17 protein-coding genes are annotated in these 24752 nt (G+C 56.6%); 13 read left to right on the top strand and 4 right to left on the bottom strand.

The genetic code is table 11. The features are described from left to right. Positions 1-58: 58 nt before the first annotated feature. The 3 genes from SH410x_RS24045 (at position 59) to SH410x_RS24035 (ending at position 3917) form a co-directional block, all read left to right on the top strand. Positions 59-2287, top strand: a complete 2229-nt coding sequence (locus tag SH410x_RS24045; protein ID WP_473671475.1) for a prolyl oligopeptidase family serine peptidase — start codon at positions 59-61, stop codon at positions 2285-2287. A 170-nt stretch (positions 2288-2457) separates the two neighbouring features. Beyond that, positions 2458-3270 carry a site-2 protease family protein gene (locus SH410x_RS24040; RefSeq protein ID WP_473671473.1) on the top strand — a complete coding sequence of 271 codons (813 nt, stop codon included), beginning with the start codon at positions 2458-2460 and terminating at the stop codon, positions 3268-3270. A 338-nt stretch (positions 3271-3608) separates the two neighbouring features. Then, a complete protein-coding gene (locus SH410x_RS24035; RefSeq protein WP_473671471.1) occupies positions 3609-3917 on the top strand; it encodes a hypothetical protein in 309 nt (102 codons plus the stop codon). A 99-nt stretch (positions 3918-4016) separates the two neighbouring features. On the opposite strand, the gene SH410x_RS24030 is transcribed toward SH410x_RS24035, so the two are convergent. The 3 genes from SH410x_RS24030 to SH410x_RS24020 form a co-directional block, all read right to left on the bottom strand. Continuing rightward, entirely contained in the window at positions 4017-4214 is a 198-nt protein-coding gene (locus tag SH410x_RS24030) for a hypothetical protein (protein WP_473671470.1), read from the bottom strand. Positions 4215-4414: 200 nt separating this feature from the next. Then, positions 4415-4588, bottom strand: a complete 174-nt coding sequence (locus tag SH410x_RS24025; RefSeq protein WP_473671468.1) for a hypothetical protein — start codon at positions 4586-4588, stop codon at positions 4415-4417. 55 nt (positions 4589-4643) lie between these two features. Further along, positions 4644-6068 (bottom strand): glycerate kinase type-2 family protein, encoded by a 1425-nt coding sequence (locus tag SH410x_RS24020; RefSeq protein WP_473671466.1) that lies wholly within the window; start codon positions 6066-6068, stop codon positions 4644-4646. Between the two features lie 111 nt (positions 6069-6179). On the opposite strand from SH410x_RS24020, the gene SH410x_RS24015 reads away from it, so the two are divergent. After that, positions 6180-7940, top strand: coding sequence for a GspE/PulE family protein (locus SH410x_RS24015; RefSeq protein ID WP_473671464.1), 1761 nt, complete (start codon positions 6180-6182; stop codon positions 7938-7940). Here SH410x_RS24015 and SH410x_RS24010 read toward each other — a convergent pair. Then, entirely contained in the window at positions 7937-8209 is a 273-nt protein-coding gene (locus SH410x_RS24010; RefSeq protein WP_473671462.1) for a hypothetical protein, read from the bottom strand. The genes SH410x_RS24015 and SH410x_RS24010 overlap by 4 nt on opposite strands. A 284-nt stretch (positions 8210-8493) precedes the next feature. On the opposite strand from SH410x_RS24010, the gene SH410x_RS24005 reads away from it, so the two are divergent. From SH410x_RS24005 to SH410x_RS23965, 9 genes are all read left to right on the top strand, one after another. Further along, a complete protein-coding gene (locus SH410x_RS24005; protein ID WP_473671460.1) occupies positions 8494-9603 on the top strand; it encodes a type IV pilus twitching motility protein PilT in 1110 nt (369 codons plus the stop codon). Between the two features lie 91 nt (positions 9604-9694). Next, a complete protein-coding gene (locus SH410x_RS24000; protein WP_473671459.1) occupies positions 9695-11416 on the top strand; it encodes a GspE/PulE family protein in 1722 nt (573 codons plus the stop codon). 223 nt (positions 11417-11639) lie between these two features. After that, a complete protein-coding gene (locus tag SH410x_RS23995; protein ID WP_473671457.1) occupies positions 11640-13082 on the top strand; it encodes a type II secretion system F family protein in 1443 nt (480 codons plus the stop codon). Between the two features lie 223 nt (positions 13083-13305). Beyond that, positions 13306-13845: a Uma2 family endonuclease gene (locus SH410x_RS23990; protein ID WP_473671455.1), complete on the top strand. Its 540-nt coding sequence runs from the start codon at positions 13306-13308 to the stop codon at positions 13843-13845. A gap of 101 nt (positions 13846-13946) precedes the next feature. Then, entirely contained in the window at positions 13947-15152 is a 1206-nt protein-coding gene (locus tag SH410x_RS23985; RefSeq protein WP_473671453.1) for a type II secretion system protein, read from the top strand. A gap of 24 nt (positions 15153-15176) precedes the next feature. Continuing rightward, positions 15177-16418: a prepilin-type N-terminal cleavage/methylation domain-containing protein gene (locus SH410x_RS23980; protein WP_473671451.1), complete on the top strand. Its 1242-nt coding sequence runs from the start codon at positions 15177-15179 to the stop codon at positions 16416-16418. After that, a complete protein-coding gene (locus SH410x_RS23975; RefSeq protein WP_473671449.1) occupies positions 16418-17572 on the top strand; it encodes a pilus assembly FimT family protein in 1155 nt (384 codons plus the stop codon). The genes SH410x_RS23980 and SH410x_RS23975 overlap by 1 nt, the downstream gene beginning before the upstream one ends. A gap of 254 nt (positions 17573-17826) precedes the next feature. After that, complete coding sequence (locus SH410x_RS23970; protein WP_473671447.1) at positions 17827-19053, top strand: type IV pilus modification PilV family protein; 1227 nt, start codon at positions 17827-17829, stop codon at positions 19051-19053. Positions 19054-19235: 182 nt separating this feature from the next. Continuing rightward, on the top strand, positions 19236-24626 hold the full coding sequence (locus tag SH410x_RS23965) for a hypothetical protein (protein WP_473671445.1): 5391 nt from the start codon (positions 19236-19238) through the stop codon (positions 24624-24626). Positions 24627-24752 lie beyond the last annotated feature (126 nt).

Raw genomic sequence — 24752 nt, 5'->3', positions numbered from 1 at the left:
CTTGGGTTTATGCTCCGAACCCTCGGGTCCCAGCCCACACACCCATCGAGAGTCACCCATGACACCATCCAGCGTTTCACAACCCGCGTTTTCAACGGCTAAGATCGCCCGCCTTCTCGTGGCGATTTACGGCCTCGCGATGCTTACCCATTCCGCCGCTGCTCAAGCTCCCTCCACAGCCGCCATGCCCAGCACCCCATCGATCGCGTACCCATCCAGTCCCACCGGTGACATTGTTGATGACTACCACGGACGCACCGTTGCTGATCCGTACCGCTGGCTCGAAGATGTCGAGAGCGAGGAAACCGAGGCCTGGGTCGCCGCTGAGAATGAAGTGACACAAAACTATCTCAGCAAACTACCCTCGCGGGGGCCGATGCGAGATCGACTCGAAGAGCTGTGGAACTACGCTCGGTACGGAATGCCGATGCAGCGTGGTGGGAAGTATTTCTTCACGCACAACGATGGTTTGCAGAACCAAAGCGTGTTGTACGTGGTGCCCGCTGACACCTCGGCCGATCAGATCGATGAACAGCGGACCACGCTGATCGACCCCAACACACTCAGTGAAGATGGCACGATCGCGTTGGGGTCATGGCACCCCAGCGACGATGGTCGTTTGCTCGCCTACTCGATCGCCGATGGTGGTAGCGATTGGCGTACATGGCGCGTCCGTGACGTTGACAGTGGCAAAGATACCGACGATGTCGTCCGGTGGTCTAAGTTCAGCGGCATCGCGTGGACGCCTGAGGGCGACGGCTTCTATTACGCACGCTATGCCCAACCGAGTGAAGGCGAAGAGCTCACCGGTACGAACGAAAATCAGATGCTCTACCTGCATCGCTTGGGGACGCCCCAATCCGATGATGTCCTTGTCTATGCACGTCCGGATCAACCGCAGTGGGGATTCTCGCCAACGGTCACCGAAGATGGACGCTATCTCGTGATCGAGAACTGGAAGGGGACCCAGCCCAAGACGCAGGTCTTTGTGCGTGATCTGCAACAGAACGACGGCGAAGTGCAAAAGATTATCTCTGGGTTCGATGCGGACTATCGCTTTTTCGCATCGCTCGGCTCAACGCTTTACTTCCTCACCGATCTTGACGCGCCGCGGCGGCGCGTGATCGCGATTGACTTAGAACATGCCGCTAACATCCCCGAAGGGAATGATCAGGGTGATCGGTCGCAGTGGCAATCAATCATCTCGCAGACGGACGACACGCTCGAAGATGTCTCGCTGCTCGGGGAAACGATCTACGCCAGTTACCTTAGCGATGCACTCAGCAGAGTCGTGCGATACACCCGCGAGGGTCAACGCATCGCTGATGTCGAGCTGCCCGGCAAAGGGTCGGTAGCAGGCTTTGGTGGGCGACAGGATGCGACGGAGACGTTTTTCTCGTTCAGTAACTACGTCACGCCACCGAGTTTGCACCGTGTTGATGTTGCCACGGGCAAGAGCGAGTTGTGGTTGCAGCCGCAGGTGCCGTTCGACGTCAATGCGTACGTCACCGAGCAGGTCTTCTGCATCAGCAAAGATGGCACCCGTGTACCCATCTTGATCACACGGCATCGCGAGCAACGCAACGATGGCAGCAATCGCACGTTGCTCTACGCATACGGTGGCTTCAATATCTCGTTGACTCCCGCGTACTCGCCAGCGATCGCGGCATGGTTGGACAATGGGGGCGTGTACGCGGTCGCAAACCTGCGAGGTGGTGGCGAATACGGCAGTGCATGGCACGAAGCCGGGATGCGATTGAACAAGCAAAACGTGTTCGATGACTTCATCGCTGCGGCCGAGCACTTGATCGATGCAGGCATCACCCGCCGCGAGAAACTTGCCATTCGTGGCGGCAGTAACGGGGGACTGCTCGTCGGTGCCGTGATGACACAGCGACCCGATCTTTTCGCTGCGTGTTTGCCCGCGGTCGGTGTGATGGACATGCTCCGCTACCACAAGTTCACAATCGGTTGGGCCTGGGCGAGCGAGTTTGGCAGCAGTGATGAAGAGGATCAGATCGACAATCTGTTGTCGTACAGCCCGCTGCATAACTTGGAGTCAGGGACGTGCTATCCGGCAACGTTGATCACGACGGCCGATCGTGACGATCGCGTCGTGCCGGGGCACAGTTTCAAGTTCGCCGCGGCGCTGCAAGCGGCACAGGGCTGCGACAAGCCGGTATTGATTCGCATCGAGACCCGAGCCGGCCACGGTGCAGGAACGCCGACCAGCAAGAAAATCGATGAATACGCCGATCTCTGGGCGTTCCTGATCGAAAACATGTAAAAGAAACTCATCGCCCCTGCCCCCCCCTGAACCCTGCCCCCCCTGAACCCTGAACCCTGAACCCTGAACCCTGAACCCTGAACCCTGAACCCTGAACCCTGAACCCTGAACCCTTCCTCCCTGAACCCTGAACCCTGAACCCTTCCCTTCCTCCCTGACCCCTTCCTTTCATGTTTCTGCAAGCACCTAACGAATCGCCGTACGACTTGAATTTCATGATCTTCGGGTTTCCTGTCCGCGTCGCGTGGACGTTTTGGATCGGCGCGGTGGTGATTGGTCACAGCTTTGCGTCGATGTTCGACGCTGGACTGAGGGATCTTAGCCCCGGTATTTTCCCGTTGCTGTTCCTGTGGACGGCGTGCTTGTTCGTGTCGATTTTGATTCACGAACTCGGCCACGCATTCGCATTTCGACACTACTCGATGGAGAGTTCGATCGTGCTGTATCACTTCGGTGGCTTAGCGATCCCCTCGAGCATGAGCAGCCGAGGGAGTGACGGTTTTGTGAACGCGTTTTCACCGCCGCGATTGAGTGAGTCTGCTGACCTGTTGATTGCCTTGGCGGGACCTGTCGCGCAACTCGCGTCGGCATTCCTGTTGGCCGGCGCGGTTCGCGCGTTTGGGTATCAGGTTCTTGCCTTCAGTAGCATGCCTTGGCCGCTGAGCCAACTCGAAGGCGCTTTCGATGGCAAGCAGATTGAAAGCGTGGCGTTGTTGACGGTGGTTTTCTTCTACGTCTTCCCAAGTGTCCTCTGGGCACTCTTGAATTTGGTCCCCGTGTTTCCACTCGATGGTGGACGCGTGATGCGCTCGCTCGTGTTGCTCAGTGGCGATCGCAGTGACACGTGGTTGTGGATCAGCATGATCAGCGCCGGGGCCGTTGCCATCTACGCACTGACACAAGGTCATCAACCGATCATGGGGCTGTTGTTCTTGTCGCTTGGCTTTGGCAACTATCAGATGATGCAGAACCCATATCGCTGAGCGTTTCGTGAGTCATCATCAGCGCTAGAAAACTTTCACATGAACGGCTCTGAAACGCGCTTGCGTGCTTGCAATTCCCTTGCGGCTTAGCAAAACTCTTTAACGATGCAACCGCTTTTTTTTAAAAAAGATGTTGCGGAATCTGAGGAAGCGCGTACAGTTACGCGCAAGTGTGTTAACGATTGCTTTTGCTTGCAAGGTCGATGTGGAACATCGAAGCGAGGGGAGGTGATCATTCAAGTTTGTGTTGATGGGCCGTGGCCGGTGGCTTTGCAAGCACGTTGTGTTTTCAAAGTCACAATGACTCGTCAACCATTTTCTTTCTCGCGGAGGAAAAGATGGCCAAGAAGAAAGCAACTGCAGCTAAGCAGAGCGTCAAGAAGAGTGTCAAGAAAAAGGCAGCCAAGAAGTCAGTGAAGAAAGTCGCTGGCACGAAGGCGACCAAGAAGAAGGCCGTGAAGAAAGCGGCAGCGAAGAAGTTGACGGCGAAGAAAGTGACGAAGAAGAAAGTCGCGAAGAAGAAGGTGACGAAGAAGAAAGCAACGAAGAAGAAGGCGACCAAGAAAGCCGCTAAGAAGTCCACGCTCAAGAAAGCAACCAAGAAGAAGGCGGTTAAGAAAAAGGCCGCTAAGAAAAAGCGTCGCTAAACGCTCTTCTTGGCAGTTCCTCATCGCCGAGGGACTTCCAATCATTCATCTGCCAGGCCACGTGAGACCGGAAACGGACGAGCGTGGCTTTTTTTGCGCTCATCCGGTATCCGGTTCGGCCGTGCGTTTCGCTGTGACGAGCCGCGTGTGCGGTCGCGTGTGCGGTCGCGTGTGCATTGCCGAGTCAGGTACGCAGTGCCGAGTCAGGTGCGCATTGCCGAGCCGCGTGTGCGGGGTGTTCAAGGCATCGCGGTGGCGTCCGGGATGTTTGTCGGTCTGATGAAACGGTGGAAGCATCAGCGCGCCGGGGGGACGCGAATGCGAGTTCAGTTGGGGAGCAACTCGCCGGGGTCTCTCGCGGTCGCATGTGAGTCGAAAGGTGCCGTTGGCGGGTGGCGACTGCGTCTGCCTTCCGCGCTTGTTCCGCGACGGCATCGCTCGTTTCGGACGCCACTGTGGTTTTCTGGGATCCACCATGCAGCTTGTGCTGTTGGATGCTAGCGAGTCCCCTCTCGCAAAACGTAGGCTGCGGTCGGATGAGTCATTCGTTGCGCCCCGATGTTGCCGTCGCACTCGATGGTCATCACGCGTGTTGGCGATGAGATCACAGCGGGCGACTGGTCTGCCGCCGAGCGAACGTCGCCGTTGAGAAGGCATGAGGTGGTGGGCATCGAAAAGTCGTCGCAGGGACGTCGTCGCTCCCGCGATGTGGGGCTCCGCCGGTCCTCAGGCGATCGCATCGACCAACGCGACACGCAGGTCACATACATTCGTTCCCGTTGGGCCCGTGATCAGCAAGCCACCGGTTTGCTCGAAGAATTCGTATGCGTTGTTTCGGTCCAGGAATTCATCCGGAGCCAATCCCAGTTCGACCGCGCGATCGTGTACCTCGCGATCGATGATCGCGCCGGCGGCGTTGGTCGGTCCGTCCTCGCCGTCGGTGCCGGCGGACAGGATCATCAGTCGCCGCCACTCATCCTCGGATAGTCCCGAGCGTAGCAGCCAGCGGTAGGCTGCCAAGACTAATTGCTGGTTCCGACCGCCCCGGCCTCGAACGGAGTCGGCCGCCAATCGCACGACCGGTTCGCCGCCGGTGATCAGCGCATCATGTTCTTGCGTGGCATCGGCATGCCGCAGTATCTGCAGCGTTCGTTCAGCGAGCTCCTCGCCGACCTCCTCTGCCAATCCCTCGCCGCAGTCTGCCGACTGCGTTTCGGGATCGTACCGGAGGGTGGCTGCCATCGTGCCGGCCGCATCAACAGCGACCGCGTTGTTGCCCAGTACGATGGTGGGGAACTCTTTGTCGTTCACCTGGGCAGCGGATCGGTCGCGTGCTTGGGAGATCGCCCGATAGACCGCCGCGGGCAAGTGTCGGTCGGGGTCGAAGGCTGCGAGCAGTTGCAGGGCATCTTCAGGCGACGAGCGATCAGGCACCGTGGGCCCCGAGGCGATCAGGTCCAAGGGGTCGCCCAGTACATCGGATAGCAACAGCGTCACCATCGTTGCGTCGCCAGCAGCCCGGGCGAGTCCGCCACCTTTGACATCGCTGAGATGCTTTCGCACCGTGTTCAGCTCGGTGATGTCGGCGCCGCTGCTGCTGAGATGGCGAATGACGGCCAGTTTCTCCGCGAGCGTGACACCCGCGACCGGGCGGCACAGCAGCGCGCTGCCGCCGCCGGAAATCAGGACCACGATCACGTCGCGCGCACCCGCTGACTGGATCAGCTCGAGGATCCGGTCTGTCCCCGCGATCGCCTCTGTCGTTGGCTCGTTGACGGCGGCCGGTCGCGCCGGGAAGAGCCTTAGCTCTGCGGGCCAGTCCAACCCCTCAGGAATCGACTCCCCGCCGGCCGGTACGTTGACGTGGCCGATGATTTCAATGCCCCTCTCGTCCACTCCCTGCGAGGTACGGCCCGCTGGGGGCGGCGGGGACGCCGTCAGGGCTTGGACCAGCCCCACGGCCATCGCACCTGAGGCCTTGCCCGCCCCGACCACGATCAGGCGATCCAAGGCGTTCCTGGCGATGGCGGTCTCGCCCAGCCACAAATGCTCGGCATCGAGTCGCACGCGGTTTCGAATTAATTGGTCACCACGCACCGCCGCGACGCCGGCCTGGAAAATCTGCCTGCCGTCTGCTCGCAAGTCCCGCATTTTTCATCAACCCGTTTATGGAAATTTCCGTTTCTCGCACCTTTTGTGCAGTCTCGTGATATCCTACTGCATGCAAGCGCACCCGCATCTTTTCTGACGAAGGAACTCGCCATGGGCAAACCCATCCAAGATTTCACCGATCTCCTCCTCCAAGGGGGCGTTATCGGCCTCGACCAACTCACCGAAGCTGAGGAGATCGCTCGCAATACCAAGGCTGAAATCGGCGATGTGTTGATCAAACTTGAGTATGCGACCCCCGAGGAAGTGGCCCAGGCGACGGCCAAGTTCCACAAGATCCCGTATGTTGACCTGCGGTCCATTCGGATCCATGAATCCGTCATCGAGCTCGTCCCCGAGTCCGTCGCTCGCGAAAACATGGTGCTGCCGTACAAGGACGAGAACAACGCCCTTACGATTCTGATCGCCAACCCCTTCGATCTGGAGACCATCGAGAAACTTCGCTTCATTCTCAACCGTAAAATCGAAACGGCGCTGGCCCCCAAGGAAGCCATTAATGGGGCCATCAACCAGTACTACGGGCAGGTCGAAGGTGAATCCGCTGACTCGATGCTGCAGGAGTTCACCGACACGGCCATCGACTTTACGGAAACCGATGGTGGCAGCGATGGGATCGACGACGGAGGCAGTGACGACGATTCCGCCCCCGTGATCCGCTTGGTCAATCTGATGATTGCCGAAGCGGTCCAGTTGCGGGCGAGTGACATTCACGTTGAGCCCTTTGAGGACCGGGTGCGAATTCGTTATCGAATTGACGGCGTTTGCGTGGAGCGGGAGGCGGCCCCCCGACGGATGCTCGCCGCCGTCATCGCCCGGATCAAAATTCTCTCGAAAATCGACATCTCCGAAAAGCGTCGCCCCACTGACGGGCGGATCAAGATCACCGTCGGTGACAAACAGCTCGATCTGCGGGTGAGCATCATCCCCACCAACCACGGCCAGTCCTGTGTGATGCGACTGCTCGATAAGGACAACATTAAAGTCGGCACGCGGCAACTCGGGCTCTCCGAACGCGACTTCCGCAATTTCAACTCCCTGATCAAGCGGCCCAACGGCATTATCCTGGTCACCGGCCCGACCGGCTCGGGCAAAACCACCACGCTGTATGCGTCGCTGAACGCACTGAACCGGCCCGACCGCAAGATCATTACCGCCGAAGACCCTGTCGAATACTACCTGCCGGGAATCAATCAGGTCGAAGTCCGGCACAGCATCGGGCTCGACTTCTCTCGCATCATCCGGGCCATGCTTCGCCAGGCCCCTAATATCATCCTCGTCGGCGAAATGCGGGATCACGAGACTGCATCGATGGGAATCCAGGCTTCATTAACTGGACACTTGGTATTTAGTACACTGCATACGAACGATGCGCCCAGTGCTATATCACGGATGGTGGACATCGGTGTACCCTCCTATATGGTGGCAAGTTCAGTGATTGCGGTGCTGGCCCAGCGTTTGGTGCGGACGATTTGCCCGCGCTGCAAGGTGAGGTATCAGCCACCCGAGAGTGTGATCAAGGATTCACAGATTCCGCCGGAGATGTTGGCCCAGGCGGAGTTCAGCAAAGGCAAGGGTTGCACCTACTGCGGGCGTTCGGGCTACCGTGGCCGGATCGGCATCTACGAGTTGATGCTGGTCAATAACAAATTGCGTGAACTTATGTTCAAGGGCACGACCACGAACGTCATCCGCGAAGAGGCCATTCGCAACGGCATGTCCACGCTCTACGCCGACGGAATGCTCAAGGTGATTCGCGGAATTACCACGTTTGAAGAGGTTTATCGGGTTGCGAAGCAGACCGAGCAGGAACACATCGCACTGGACCACATCGCCAAGGACCTGGCGTCGCTCTAGGGGTTGCTCTCGTCGCCATGCAGGGCCCGTCGGCGGCCTATTGGATCGTTAGTCGGGTCGCGGAATCGGCTGGCGCCAAGATGCAATCGGGCCGCCTGTTGCGGTACCGCGTCTGAGTCGCGGTCGTGATGGACAGCCAGCAGACTGGCGTCGCTCACGCAGCGAACCCGAGAGGGTGAGGGATTGCGGGCCGTGGCTACCCCCTTGGTGGCTGTGGTCGTCGCGTCAGCAGCGGCGATGAACCAGCCTCGCGCGGGCCGCCAGGACATGCAATCGTTGCTTTCACGGGAAAATCGTTGCCTTTTAGGTCGTGTTTCACGATAATGCTTGCATTGGCACGCCCGCCAGTATTTATCTTCAGTGTCTGATCGAACCTTATTCCTTATCTCTCGATTAGCCTGATTCCTGACGAACGATCCCCTCGCTCGTCAGACTTCATTTCTGCAGCAGGCATTGCTGCGGGTGTTTTTCCGTTCAGTTCTTTTCGTTTGACACAATCCACCTCCCGCCGGCTAGTGATTCGCTAGTCGCTAGAAGCTAGAAGCACTTCAACATGGCCCAAGTCCTTATCGACAAACTGCTGCAAGCTGCTGTGAAGCAGGGCGTGAGCGATATCCACATTGTCGTTGGGCAGCCACCGGTCTTCCGTTTAAGTGGCCGGATGCGGAAGCTCGACACGAAAACGCTGGAGGCCGACGACACGGTGGGCTTGATGAAGAGCATCACGCCGGAGCGTTGTCAGCGGGAGTTACAAGAGACAGGCTCGGCCGACTTCGGGTTCGCTTTTGGCGAGTTGGCACGATTCCGGGTGTCCATTTTCAAGCAGCGTGGCTTCATTTCGATGGTGCTGCGTCAGATTCCCAACGACAAACTCACCCCCGAGCAGCTCGGGCTACCCGAGGTGGTGGTGAAATTGGTCCATCGCCCCCGTGGTTTGTTCTTGGTGACGGGGCCGACGGGTTCGGGGAAGTCCACGACCCTGGCGAGTCTGATCAATTTGCTCAACGAGACCGTCGATCACCACATCATCACGATCGAGGACCCGATCGAGTTTTATCACGAACACAAAGAATCGACGATCAATCAGCGCGAAGTCGGCGTGGACGTGCCGAGTTTCTCCGAAGCGATCCGGCGGGCTCTGCGTCAGGACCCCGACGTGATCCTCGTCGGCGAATTGCGTGACCTTGAAACGATCGAAGCCGCCATCAGTGCTGCGGAAACCGGCCACGTGGTGTTCGGCACCCTGCACACCAATAGTGCGCAAGGCACCGTGAACCGGATCATCGATGCGTTTCCGGGGAACCTCCAAGACCAGATTCGGACCCAGCTCGCCTCAACGCTGATTGGCGTCGTCGCCCAGACGCTGATCCCGAAGATCGGTGGCGGCCGGGTCGCCGCCTATGAAGTCCTCGTGGTGACCTCGGGGATCTCCAACCTGATCCGCGAAAACAAAACATTCCGCATTAACTCGTCCATGCAAACGGGTGCCAAGTTCGGCATGCAGCTGATGGACGATGCGCTGTTCACTCACTGGAAGGCCGATCGTATCACGGTGGAAGATGCGTTGGCAAAAGCCCAGAACCCTGATGATTTGGCACGCCGCATCGTCCAGGCCCGCAAGGGTCTCGATGACTCAGCCACCGCCATCGAGGACGAAAAGTAGCTAGTCGCGAACACTCACAACTTCCAACTCACCCGAAAAAAAGCTGGTAGCGAACCGCTAGTAGCTAGACGCTTCCGAGAGAAAAAGAACCATGGCCCCACGTCGCATCGGACAGATTCTCGTCGACCTCGGTTTCCTGACCGACGATCAGCTGCAGGCAGTGCTCGATGAGCAGGAGCAGCAGCCCGGTGCGTTGTTTGGGAAGGTCGCCGAGTCCATGCAGCTCGTCACGGACGAGCAGCTCATCCAGGCCCTTGCCGAGCAGATGGGCATGCAGACGGTGTCCCTCGAGGAGGCCAAGATTGCCCCCGAGGTGCTCGAGAAAATCAGCGAGACGATGGCCCAGCTCTACCGCTGCGTGCCCGTCAAGTTTGACGAGGCAGCCAATTCGCTCACGATCGCGACCTGCGACCCGCAGAACCTGAACATCCAAGACGAGCTGCGGACGTTCTTGGGGTACGACATTCGCGTTGTGGTCGCCACTGAGCATGACATCAAACAAGCGATCACCAAGCACTACGACAGTGAATCTGAGAGCGTCGAGAAGCTCGTTGCGGAGCTCGCACTCGACGAAGATCTCAGGGCGGCCGCGAGTATCCTCGATCAAGAGAAATTCAATATCACCGATGCGGCCGCGCTGGCGGACTCGGCCCCCGTCCGCAAACTGCTCAACATGGTGCTGTTGTTGGCGATCAAGGATCACGCCAGCGACATTCACTTTGAACCGTTCGAGGACGAGTTCCGCATCCGCATCAAATCAGAGGGCGTGCTCTATGAAATGGTGCCGCCCCCACGTCACTTGGCCTTCGCGATCACGACACGCGTGAAAGTCATGGCGGACCTCGATATCGCCGAACGGCGGATGCCGCAGGACGGCCGGATCGAGCTGATGGTCGGTGGTCACCCGGTTGACCTTCGCGTCAGTGTGCTGCCGACGATCTTTGGTGAGTCGACGGTCATGCGGGTGCTCGACCGGAGTGTCGTCGACCTGTCGCTCGATAACGTCGGCATGGACGAGGTTACGATCGCGAACTTCCGCAAAGCGATCGACCGCCCCAACGGGATCGTGTTGGTGACCGGTCCGACCGGCAGCGGTAAAACCACAACGCTGTATTCCTCGCTCAGCGAACTGAACGATATCAAAGAAAAGATCATCACGACCGAAGACCCGGTCGAGTACGACATCGACGGCATCATTCAGATTCCGATCGACTCCAAGGCTGGGGTCACCTTCGCCTCCTGCCTCCGCGCTATCTTGCGTCAGGATCCCGACATTATTCTCGTCGGAGAAATTCGCGACCTCGAGACCGCTGAAATCGCCATTCAAGCCGCGCTGACGGGTCACCTTGTCTTCAGCACCCTGCACACCAACGATGCCCCGAGTACCGTGACGCGGTTGACCGACATGGGCATCCAACCCTTCATGATTTGTGCGACTGTCGAAGCCATTCTGGCGCAACGACTGGTGCGCCGTATCTGCACGAAATGCCGTGAGAAGACGCGTGTCAGCACCGACCTGTTGATGGAACTCGGATTGAATCGTGAAGAGGTCGACGAAGTGGATTACTTCAAAGGGACGGGCTGCGAGAACTGTAACAATACTGGGTACAAAGGCCGGATTGCACTGTTCGAATTAATGGTCGTTAACGATGCGATTCGTGAAATGGTCATGGCCAACGATAGTACCGACGAACTACGCGACAAAGCCCAAGCCGACGGCATGATCACGTTGAGGGACTACGGCATGGGTGTCGCCCGACAAGGCGTCACCACCCTCGACGAAATTGTTCGTGAGACGGTGGTTGATGGATAGCGGAGGATGCGGATAGCGGCGGGGCTGCTGCTGTTTGTTTTTTAGCGATTTGCCTTTTACAGGTTCCAAACTGACCACTCAATCCAGAGGCGAGTAGCGAGTCGCTGCTCGCAAAACAGTCTGAGCGACGCGAAGCCCATTTACCACCACTCGATTCCCAAAAAGCTAGTAGCTAATTCGCTAGTAGCTAATAGCTCAAAAACAAAACAGCCAGAGCAGAGCGATGCCTATTTATACCTTCGAAGCGATGGACGCGACCGGACAAGAGATCCGGGACGAGATCGATGCAGCCAACGAGGATGAGGCGCAAACCACCATCCGCCAGATGGGGTACTTCGTCACGAAGATCGCCGTCAAGAAACAGGCTGCGGGTGCTGCTGCCGCGCCGGGCGAACGCAAGAAACGCCCGTTTGCCATGGGCGGTGCCAAGACCAAACACATCTGCGCGTTCACCCGCCAGCTATCGATTCTGCAAGACGCGGGCCTGCCGATCCTCCGCAGTCTGCGGATTCTCGAAAACAACCAGAAAGCGGGCAAGCTGAAGAATGCCTTGATGGACGTTTGTGACGAGATCGAAGGTGGGGCGACGCTCTCCGAAGCGATGGGGAAATGCCCGAAGGTATTCAATCGGCTGTACGTCAACATGATCAAGGCCGGTGAGGCCGGTGGTGCACTCGAGACGATTCTCAACCGCCTCGCTGACTTCCTCGAGAGCTCCGAATCGCTCAAGCGGAAGGTCAAAGGTGCGTTGATCTATCCCGTCATCGTGGTGACGGTCGCGATCGCGATTCTGACGTTCATCATGATCATGATCGTCCCCACGTTCGAAAAGATGTTCGATGAGTTTGGGTTGACGCTGCCTGCGCCGACCCAGTTGCTGATCGCGATGAGTAACTACGTTGCGGGGTATTGGTTCCTGTTGATCGCGTTACCGATCTGTGCCTTCATCCTGATCAAGCTGATGCGCAAGTTCAAACATGGTCGCGTCGGGTTCGACATGTTCATCCTGCGTGTGCCGATTTTCGGCGCCCTGATTGAAAAGAATATTCTTGCTCGGACAACACGAACTCTCGGCACGCTGATCAGTTCAGGGGTGCCGATCATGGAAGGGTTGAACATCACCCGTGAGACATCCGGCAACGCGATGTTCGAGAAACTGTATACCAAGGTTGCCGAACAGATCCGCGAAGGGGAAGTCATCAGCAAACCGCTGGCGGAACACTCCGTGCTCGGCTTTCACCCCATGGCTGCCGTGTTCTGGGCATTGTTCGGAGCGTTTCCTGGGCTGATGGTCCTCAGTGTGGCGCTGACGAGTAAAGGTAGCAAACTCGATAAAGACGGCATGGTGGAATCACTCACGTTCATGTCGCTCTACATGATCGGTGGCGGCATGGCGATGTGCGTGCTGTTTTACTTGACCAAAATCAAGGGCCGCGTGGTCGATGACCTCGTCGTCAACATGGTCGACGTCGGGGAAGAAACCGGCGAACTCGACACGATGCTCTACAAAGTCGCCGACACGTACGACGAAGAAGTCCGGATCATGACGGACAGCCTCACGGCATTGATGGAGCCGATCATGATCGTGTTCCTCGGTGTCGCCGTCGGCTTTATCGTGATCTCCCTATTCATGCCCCTCGTTCAACTCATCACAGGACTTTCATAGGCCGCAAAGCAGCCAAGCTTCTAGTTATTAGCGACTAGCGATTCGCTCAAACCTTTACCTCCAACCAACTCGATGAGCCGGTGGACGCTAGCCACCGGTTGCCACCCACAAAACGCGAAGCGTTCAACGAACCGGGGCTAGCGCCCACCGGTTGATACCCCCAAAGCGACTGGCTAGCCGCTAATAGCAAAAGAAAGAACCCGCCCCGAAGCGACTTTATCCCATGCAATTAGTCATCAACCTACCGAACCGTGAAGACGTCCTGACGAGCAATCGCCAGCGATGGGCCGAGGTGATTGCGGACCCACGTTGGAGAGACATACCTGAACGGATTGAGACCAACGCGCAGGGCCAGATTGTCATGACACCACCACCCGCCTTCATTCACAGTCGCCGACAATTTCGCGTCGCGAATTTGCTCGATCAACTGCTCGGTGGATGTTCCGTGACGGAATGTGGCGTCATCACCAGTGACGGCGTCAAAGTCGTCGATGCCGGTTGGTACTCGCGTGAGCGAGTCGAACAAATGGGCGATCACTCACTCGCTGAGTTACCACCCGAAATCTGCGTCGAAATTCTCAGCCCCAGCAACTCGGCATCGGAAATGGCATGCAAGCGAGCGTTGTACTTCGAAGCCGGAGCAATCGAATGTTGGCAATGCGACCAAGACGGCAAGATGAGCTACTACTTCAACGAATCCCCGGACACCGCCCAATCCCAATCCACCCTGTCGCCAGATTTCCCAGACGTCATTAGCGATTAGCTAAAAGCTTCAACCGAAAAGCGACTGGCTAGCCGCTAGTAGCTAAAAAAAGAACCCGCCGCAAAGCGACCTTTTCTCCCCCTCAACCCAACCAACTTCCGATGATCACGTCACCCCAGCCATCCCGCAGCCAGCGGCATCCCGTCACCAGTGGTTTCACGCTTGTCGAAATTCTCGTCGTGATCGCGATCATCGGGATTTTGGCCGGCGTGTTGATTCCCGCAATCAACAATGCGCTCGGCCGGGCCAGAACATCGGCCCAGCGTCTCGAGATCAATGCCCTCGATCAAGCGGTCAAGGCGTATGAGGCGAAGTACGGCGACTATCCACCCGACGGTAGCAGCCTGGCAGTCATGGAGCGTCACTTGCAAAAGTTGTTTCCACGCATGGCGCCCTCAGAGCTTGTGCTTCTTAAGCTCCTGACAGACGACAGAACGGACAATACGGTCGGGAACTTTAGCGCTGCTGCGATGGACCGCTCGGAAGCTCTCGTTTTTTTCCTGGGTGGCTTCAGTAAAAACATTCAGAACCCGCTCACTGGACCTGGTGGTCCGATTGAGTTGGTGTCCGGTGGCACTGTAGGGAACATCACGGACTACCAATACAACGCCACGCGAGACAACTCGTTCTTCGATTTTGATACCAAGCGTCTGACGATTAGCCGCACCGGTACCGGTCCACTGCTCAGCAACGATGAAGCATTACTAAATATCGTTGACAACGCACATGGCGCTTCTGCAGCGCAGCCTGATCCGTTACCTGCTTATCGAGCCGTGGATGGTGACGACGCCCCGATCGTGTACTTTGATTCACGCACCTACGGCGTGATAGGCCAGGACGGCAGTAGCAACAATATCTATAACGGGTACCTCGCGTCGTCCGTTGGTGGGGTCCGCCCTTACAAATCCAATCAAGCGATTCAGCCTCCACCAGCGGGTGGCTATACCGGAAACGACAAAGCGAAAGAGCAGGCATCCTTCGAGGCCGTCAAGTTCCAAAATCCCAATACCTTTCAAATCATCTCACCGGGTTCGGACTTGTTCTTTGGGAAACTGGTTTCCATTGACGCAACCAATCCCGCTGCGTTGCCCGTGCACTTCACTGACGCCGGTGTTCCAATGTGGCCGAATAAAGATGCAGACCACGCGGGAATCCCCTTGAATGCAACTAGCCTGACCTTTGCTAATTCCCTAATCGGCGCGAAAGGCTTTCAAGACAGCCAGTGGGGTGGCGGCGAAAAAATCAATGGTCATTTAGACAACGTCACCAACTTTACGCAATCTACATTGGGAAACGGTCTTGAGTGATCTGCACCCCGAGGAGAGACAGCCATGATTCGAACATCAACCCTTCGTTCCGGATTCACCCTCGTCGAGATCCTGGTCGTCATCGTCATTATCGGCTTGATGGCCGGAATGGTTCTGGCAGCGGTTCGCGGCGTGACCAACACCGCCCGCGCCAGCCGCACTCGCACCATCATCGCCGCTTGCAACAGCGTGATCCAAGAGCAATACGAGTCGTACAAATACCGGCCGTTTCCTGTGGAGACTCCAACACTCCGTCAGTCCTTGGGAACAGGTGAACTGAGCCGTGAAGTCTTGGCAACGGAAGCGGCCCGGGCGCGGCTGGTGATGCTGCGAGATCTACAACGGATGGAGATGCCAGATCGTTTTATCGACTTCGTTGGGACCCCCACGCCATGCCTTGTTTCGGCCGCTGCCAGCCCTGTTATGCTCAATGCATCAAACAATATCGTCGGGATGCGGTCAAACCGGACGGTTCGATACGAGTTAAATGTCGTGCATAACGAGTCACCGAAGGTCAACAACTATTCTGCCAGATATAGCGAAGCACTGTCCCGGACACCCACCCCGACTACCGCCCAATTAAGGGCTAACGAGGGCGCAGAATGCCTGTTCATGATCATGGCCAACTCATTCGTCGGTGGTAGTCCCGGCATCGCATCGATTCCATCGTCCAATATCGGCGATACCGATGGAGATGGGCTCCCTGAAATCCTCGATGGATGGGGCGTGCCACTTGGTTTTATTCGATGGCCGATTGGATATTCGGATCCCTCGAGAACGATTGACCCCAGCGTCCCGGACGACTTCGATTTATTTCGCGCCGATTTCGCGTACGCGGAACCGTTTGACGCGATGACTCCAAAGAGCTCCGACGCGATCAACGTCAACGACGCCGGAGCGTCGGTCAAGCCGTGGGCTCTGAGCCCCCTGATCATTTCGGCTGGCGGCGATGGATCGTTCGGAATTGCAATGGAACCCTACACGTCGGAATCCGCAATTAATCCGACATCTCCGCCTGCGAGTATTTCCTACGCAGACACAACGTATGCGATCCCCACGAATTCGGCCGTTGGTAGAGAGTTTATGGGTGTGGAATTTAGCGGTCGATCAAATATCAATCCCTATCAATTCCCGGATCCGTATCTCCGCCGTTTTCGAGAGCTCAATTCCTTGAGTGTGTTCCCAGGCCAGGGGCTTACCGGTACCGACAATGCTGATTTTCGGCTAGATAACATCAGCAACCTTTCCATGCAGGCGGAGCAATAATGGCCGGCTTGTTACAACGCAGCGGTTCTCCTGTGCGGCGCGCTCGCGCGGGCTTCACGCTCGTCGAGTTGCTTGTCGTCCTCGTGATCTTTTTGATCCTCGTGGCGATCGCTTTGCCGATCGTGAAGGGATTGATCAGTGACCAAAAAGCAACCCGCACCGCGCAGAATATTGAAGCGTTCCTGAGTGCTGCCCGAAGCCGGGCAATCGCGGAAGGACGCACCGTAGGCGTGCGTTTTGAACGATTGGGCGATACGAACTATGCCCGCTCAACCTGCCTGCGATTGCGACAACTCGTCGGTGTGCCGGCCTATTCCGGCGACGCTGCCGACGCGGTGGCGACTCTATCGGGATCTCCCGTCAACACGGCTAATTTCAATACCTCGGACAGCCCCTTGCTGTATCTCAGCTCCATCATTTTGAATGATTCGGTCATGCCTGACAATGATTACCTCGCTCCGATCCAACGCGGCGACATGTTAGAACTGCCGGGCGGCCGCTCGGTTCCGATTACGGGCATCGGTGTTGTGAGCGGTTCGACCGTGCCCGTCACGTTTAATCTGGCCGAGAACATGGCCGTCGATACATCCTTCGTTAACAAATTTCCAGGGTCAGCCAGCTCCAGTGCAGCGGGAGGTAACGTCAAGTATCGGATTCACCGCAGTCCCATGCCGTCGACCAGCACCGTCATGTCACTGCCGCAGGGGATGGCGATCGATCTGAACTATTCAGGGGTGGGTATCTCCAGCAGCGAATTTGCTCCGGCGTCGACCGGCACGGTGAGAGCGGTGGATGTTTTATTCAATGCCAGCGGCACGGTCACGCAGGTCATTCATGACACGGTTCACGGCCGGGAATTCCCCAACGGTTTGATCTACTTTTGCGTTGGCGAAATCGATGGAGTAGCGTCGCTTGCGGGCGGGGCACTGGATGATCCGTTTTCGCAAAACAAGACCTTAACCACCAACATCATGACCCCCGAATCCTTGTGGGTGGTGATCAATCCGGCGTCGGGTCGCGTCACGACGGTCCCGATGGGAACGGTGAGAACGATTCCACCACCTGGTACGACGAGCACCACCGACGCCGCGTATCAGAATGCAGTGAAGGAAGCACGATTCTTTGCAACCCTCTCGGACACGGTGGCGGAATGAATATGAATATCAATAAAAAGATACTCTTTAAAATCGGCCGCTGGGCATTAACCCTGGCTGTCAAGGCTCCCAGCCCAGCGGGCCTTACACGAACGGCCGGTGGCGTCAGCCACCGGTGCGCGGGAGCCGTGGATCGCCAGCCCAGCGGGCGACACAGACTTGACGGTCGCAACTGGCGCAGACATTGTGTCGGCCTCTGGCCTGCAAGAATCTTGGGGCAGGCTAACCGGTGGCTAACGCCACCGGCAATAGATATGTCGGCCTCCGGCCTGGGAGCCATTCGTCGCACCGGCATCACCCTGATCGAAGTCACTTTCGCGATCGGCGTCATCCTCATCGGCATGGTCGGTCTGACCGCGATCCTACCGCTCGCGGGACACCGGGCTCAAGATGCACTGGATTTCGACACGGCCGCAGCGATGTCCGACGGGGTCGTCAAGGAAGTGATGGCGCGAGAGTTGATTCGCGAAACGGCCCTTACGGGGTTGCAGAACCAGGGCACCGCTGCGGTCCCGGTCATCCAACCATTCTGTTTGGATCCGCTGTTGGCGGACAACACTGCACCGGGGGCATCCGCCCAGTATGACATGTCGTGGTTTCCGTTCTATTCGACCGATCACGATCCGTTGATGGATCCCTCGAGCAGTTACACGGTGTCACCCGGTTTCGCTGGCCAACCCCGTTTGCAGCGTGTTGGATTGAATGCCTTTTCCAGTTACACATTGCCGCAGCGCTTCGAGATCGCGCGGACCTGGGTGGAAAGCCCTAACGATCTGTCCGAATTGCGTCCCAAGGACCGCTCGATTCCCGCCGTTCTGACGGGCTTGAAAGCGACCTTGGGCACGAATGCGATTATGGATGGGAAACGCATTCCCACCGGCGCCTATAGCTGGCTGATTACGGTCGATCCCGACGAAAAGTCACGTTATGGATCGATGGCCGTCGTGATCTTTCAATCACGAGAGCGCACGACCGACTTCCCAACAGCGGTGGTGGAAACGCCCAACCAAAATGCGGTCGCCGAGCGTATCACTTTGGTAGCCAATGCGGTCGGTTTCACGGGCGGGGCAGGCGGTTCGGTCGAATTGTTATCGTCGGGAGCCACCTTGCCTCAGCTCACCACGGGCAATTGGTTGATGTTTTCGCGGACGACGCTGCCCGGTGCAGCACCGAATGCACGCATTGCATCGCAAGTGTTTCGTTGGTACCGCGTTGTCGGTGTCGATGGCGATCCCACTGTTTACACACCCGCGAACAACACCACCGTGGGTGCTTTATCTGTCCCCGCATCGGACTCCTCGAACCCGCGTAACGCTACAACGGTGTGGTCACTCAAGGTGATGTTGGACGGCCCCGATTGGGATTTCTCAACGAATCCCTCCAATGACGCGGCATCCAATTCACTGACCTACGCCACGCTCGTTGAAGAGGTGGTCGCGGTCAACCAAAAGACAATCCTGCTAGCCGATTTCCTGAAGTAGCCGAATATCGCTCCCACCCCCACCCTTCTCTCCCCCCACTCCTTGTCCCCCCACTCCTTGTCCCCCCACTCCTTGTCCCCCCACTCCTTGTCCCCCCTCTCCTTGCCTCCCACCACTCCTTGTCTCCCACCCCCTCTCCTTCTTCTCCCCCTCTTATCTTCTCCGTGTTAAAAGCAAGTCCGATGAACCGCAAGCAACCACCCGCTGGCATCATCTTGTTAGTCGTGCTCAGTTCGCTGACCTTTTTCAGCGTGCTGTTAGCGGCCTATTTGGTCTTCAGCAACCAATCCCGTCAGGCGTCGTTCGCGATTTCAGCGAGGAACATCCACCGCCCCGACGTCAACGGCATCATCGATGATGCGCTGATGACGCTGATCCGTGGCACGAGCGATGGCAAAAATCCATTTTACGGGGAGGATTTGCTGAGCGATTACTACGGACGCACCGATGGCATGCAGTTGACGACCGTGGGGAGCGGTTCGTACATCGGCACAACGGGTTTTGCCCAGTTTCAAGTGACTGCGACAACGGCTAGTCGCTGGGATGATGCGTTTGCGGGGCGTGTCCTGACATTCACGGACGGTGTGGCGGAGAATCAGAGCTACCGTATTCTCCATTCCATTTCAATGGATCCTGGAACGCCGGACGATCACCAGATAATCATCGAGCCGCGCTCAGACCTCGATGTGACAAGTATCCTTTCCGGTACAACACTCTGGCTCAACGGCATTCCCCGAAACTCACCTGGTTTCGGCTACGATAGCACCAATATTAATCAGAATGCGGTCACGCAGCCCTATCCCTTTGCTGGAACGTCTGGCAGCATAGGATTCCCTCTGCCTGCGGCACTGCAGCCAAACCATTTCGGAGGCAATGTTGATAAGAGCACCATCGTCAGCTCGAACGCAGAAAGCGATTTTGACGAAGGCTACGATGCTGCGGATTTCAACAACTGGTTTCTCAGCTACCGGCATAATGACAATGACGCTGTCATCCCGTCATTCCATCGCCCATCTGTCGTTAACTATATCCTGAACCAATACGACACGTGGGACTCCAGCAGTCGAACGCCGGTAGACTACCGAGATTTGATGACCAGTCTCGCGCGTGGAACGATGCGTCCCATTCCAATTGCTGCAAATCAGTTTGGCGCGGGAAGCGCTGCCATCAACGAGCAGTTCAACGGCGGCAATACAAATTTCGCATTGCGAACACCGCTATTAATGGGAGGAACAGGGACGGAGGCACGCATTAACCAACTTGCCATTAGCCTGACAACAGGGCCGTGGGATGTTGATAACGACTTAGACGGCACGCCAGACAGCATTTGGGTGGACATGGGACTGCCTCTGATTACCTCGCCCGACGGGAAGCTGCTTAGACCGCTCGTTGCTCTGATGATCGAGGACATGAGTGCGCGGCTGAATGTGAACGCGCATCACAATTCATCGCACCTCACGAGCCCAACAACTGTCAATTTAAGCACAGATCAAGCATATTGGGCTGGAGCCTACACGCCTCCAACAGCGGCTAGCGTTTTTCGCGGATTAGGTTACGGCCCCGCCGAGATCGCCTTGCCGTTCGCAGACCTCGCGAACTTGGTCAAAACACGTCAGAGGTCAACTGCTACTCCGGCTGCAAGCACGAATCCTACGCCAGGCTCGGATCTTGCGGATGCTCTCGATGTTCTACGAACTGGGTATCGGCCCCGCACCCATACGGTCAACGGTGGATTTGGATATTCCGTCGATCCTTATGGACGAGGTGGTGTTGGGATTGGATTGTCTGGGCATCTCGTTGCAGCGATTTCCGGAACCAATGTTGCCACCGATAACACGTCAACAGCCAACTATGACGAATCGATGGATGAAGCCCTCAATGACCCTTATGAAAGTGATCCAACCGGCGTACTCTCCGGTGATCGCATGTTTAAGGGCGATGACTTGGAAGCAATTCTACGTTCAAACGAGTTTGACATTGAGATGCTGCCGCAGCGTCTGCACGCACCTCTAGCTACTCTTCTTGGAAGTAATCCGGAGATCGCGAGATCGATCACCACCCTAAGTGTCTCCGACGACACTCCGCCCCCGGCAGTTTTCGGAACTAACGAGCGAACCGCGTACGCCTCTCTTGCATCGCTATTGGGCACAACGGTTGCTGTGGAGATCGAGAAATTGATTGCTCCGGAAATTCGCCTCGGTCGAAAGATCGATGTAAACCGGCCGATTGGTAACCGCGTTGACGATGATGGAGATGGGATTATCGATGAACCTCAAGAAGTTGCACAAGAGATCGTTCAGTCAAATAATGTAGACGCATTCAAAGTTCCCACTGGAGGTGCGGGTTCGATTCCTTCCGAGTTCCAAGGCACATCGCCGACGTACAACTTCGGTGATACGTCGGCGGTAAATCCTAGGCAATTACTCGCTCGGCATCTCTATGTGCTCATGATGGCCCTGACGAGCGACACCAACACGGTCGCATTTCCAGCAAGCGGAGCAACTCCATTTGATGCGACGACGGAACTTCAATACAAAGCGAGACGGATCGCTCAGTGGGCGGTCAATGTCGTGGACTACCGAGATCCAGACTCGATCATGACCGCATTTGAATACGATATCTCTCCGTTAGACGCCAATGGCTGGAGCGTCGACGGCAATATAGGTACAAACGAGGGTGCCACTGTACGCGGATACGTCTGGGGTTGCGAGTCGCCAGAGCTGATGTTTAGCGAATCACTCGCACTTCACGACGTACGTGTACGCGATACAGACAAGGACTCGTCGGGAAAGAATAAAACGGACCCAATGAATCCTGATCCACATACGGACTCAGTCCGAGTTCCCCAGGGTTCATTGTTCTTGGAACTCTATGCGCCGCACCCAACGATTTCGACTACGGACCAGGCGACGAAATCAGCTTTGCCTCAAGAATTGTACAACACCCAGGGTTATCTTGACTTGGCTGCGACTGCCCCAGGAGTTGGCGGCGTGAGTGGAGCGCCGATCTGGCGAATCGCCATTAGTGAACCGCATGCGAACAAACCGTCTGCGGATCCCGACCAGCTCCGCACGGATTATCCAGATACGGCATCATTTGACCCCGCCAATCCAGACGAGCTTGGAGAATTCACGGATCCAAAACTGCAATATGAGCGTTTCATCTGGTTCGGTGCAGCGCGTAACCAACCGGGACCGATTGATGCTGCCGCGACGCTTACGTCCACGGATTACGCGGATAGCACTGACATTGACGCTATTATCACCGGAAATGGTATCACCGACATGTTCGCCAAATCCGATGGCGTTTTCTTTGCATCTGACACCGCCAATGGAGGCGATCGCAGACTTTTGTCACCCGGACAGTACCTAGTCTTGGCTCCTCGCGAGACGACTTATCTCGGTTCACGCAGCAATGGTAGTGGGACGCCGCTCTACCCGAGTCGCCAACGTCTTGAGTTAATGGGTTCTCAGATCGTCCAATTCCGAAATACGGATGCAACCACCAATCCTCCCACGGAAGTTCGGACGTCGCCTCTATTCGGTGCTGCGTCGCATTACACAGCACCTACGACGCTTTTGGTAGGTAGCTTTCTGCCGGCAGGTTGGAACAGCAACACCTTTGATCAAGGCGTTGTAGGACTCAGTGTTTCTGAGCCCTTGCACAACGCCTATTATGGTTCCGTACCCATGTGGCAATACAACGGAACAACGGGCCAAGCGATCACGCCCTTGAACAACGATGGCTTTGCGGGTAGTGACTACCCACTAACTGACGCCTATTTCGACCTTGGCAACTCCACGATCTCGCAGCCGGTAGACGAACCCTTGGATGTGACTGTCGGCATTCTGCCTACTCAAGGCAGTGAGACTCAGTTGGGGACCATTCCAACATACTGTTCAGCATTCCTGCAACGAATTGCCGACCCTACACTCGCTTTCAACTCCGTGACCAATCCCTATATTACGGTTGACTGGCTTTCAATTGACCTTACCGTATTCAGTGGAGAATGTTCGCCTAGCGAGCTAGACGATCCGATGAACCCGCCCGCTATGTCGCCCAACTACGCGGGCCGCAGTCGGCAACGCAATGGTAACGGCTCAAACGTGTTGTTCTCCTACGCAACGAACGATTCCGAATTTACTGGCGGTGGTGACAAACAAGTCGATGATGCCAGTGCCGCAAACCTCGATTTCTTTCATTTAACAGCTGCTCCGGATAATGAGACTATTCTGCGGTCATCACTTGGATTCTTGAATACCGATACGTACCTGACGTCGGTGCCAGGCCCGCCCGCAGATATTTCCCAAAGAGGTCAATGCAATGGTGGTTTCGTCGGTTTTGCGGCGAGCATCGGAAGTTCGACCGGAACGACGATTACAGGCAATGACCGAAATCTCCCACAAACCGCTTTTGGAGTTCACTCCTGGCTCAATCGCCCGTTCGCAACGCCATATGAGTTAATGATGGTGCCGACATGTTCGGCCGGACGTCTCTTTGAGGAGTTTGGAGTTGTCAACGCGCCGAATCCTCCAATCTATCCTTCTGCACCCGCCGGCGGCGGAGACTCGAATCCCGCTGAGGTCTATGCCCCACATCGGTACGCGTTCAACTTTTTCCACGCGGCTACGCCAGACAGCGCAAAAGCTAACAACCTATTCCGCATATTTGATTTCGTTCAGACTTTGCCGCCGTACCGCGGTGAAGTCGAGATGATCAATCCGAATCGCACGAGTGCAGCGAATAACTCGCAAATGTCGGACGTGATGTCCGCGCCCTTTAACCTGACCTATGACAATCGCCGGCAAGGACGAGTTAATTTAAATTCGCTTAGCGAACCCATGGTCTGGGAAGGACTCATGCAGGGACATCTCACAACAATGGGTGGTGCGGGCCAGTTCGCGTTCGATCAATTCAAACAAAATCGCAGAGGATATCCCGTCACGACGATCGCGGCACCACCAGCATTTGGGGTGGTGGACGCGGGCGGAAGTCCGGCAAACGGGCCATACAATTACGACCGATTACACCTAGACAGTGAGCTACCCACTCAGTTCGCGGGAGTCTTGACGGATTCACGACGAGGAGTACTTGCCCCTGTACTTCGTATACCGCCCGACGACACTGCGGATACGGCAGCACAGACGCGACTACGTCGAAAGCCAATCGACGGTACGTTGTTCAGGCAAGCAGCGACAATGACGCTTCCTGCCAAAGAAGAAAACGTGACGCCTGAGTCGTATCCAGCGTTTGTCAGGCAAGACGGTGCCGCGCCAGTTGGGCCGCAATTAGATCGCGGCAGAAATGCTTTTATGCGATATCAAACCTTGATGCGGATGCCGAACTTGGTTTCGGATAACTCGCAGACGTTCTTGGTCCGCATGACGGTGGGCATGTTCGAGGTCGATGCCAATAACACGAATAATCTTGGCGCCGAGTACGGCGAGTCGACGGGGCAGACCCAGCGGTACCGGGCCATGTTCATCATCGATCGCTCGATCCCAGTCGGATTCAAACCCGGCCAAGATCTGAACGCTCGCGATACCGTCGTGTTCGAGAGGTACTACCCGTGAGCCATTTTGATGGAGAATCCTAATTCCATTTGGAGACAGTGAGAACACTAGTCTTCGCTAATCGCACACTAATCTTTTCTCTTGAAGCTGACACAGTAAATCTACCTATTCCTACATTAGGATAAC

This window comes from Rhodopirellula sp. SH410 (assembly GCF_055811895.1).
This window is presented reverse-complemented; position numbering and strand designations above follow the sequence as displayed.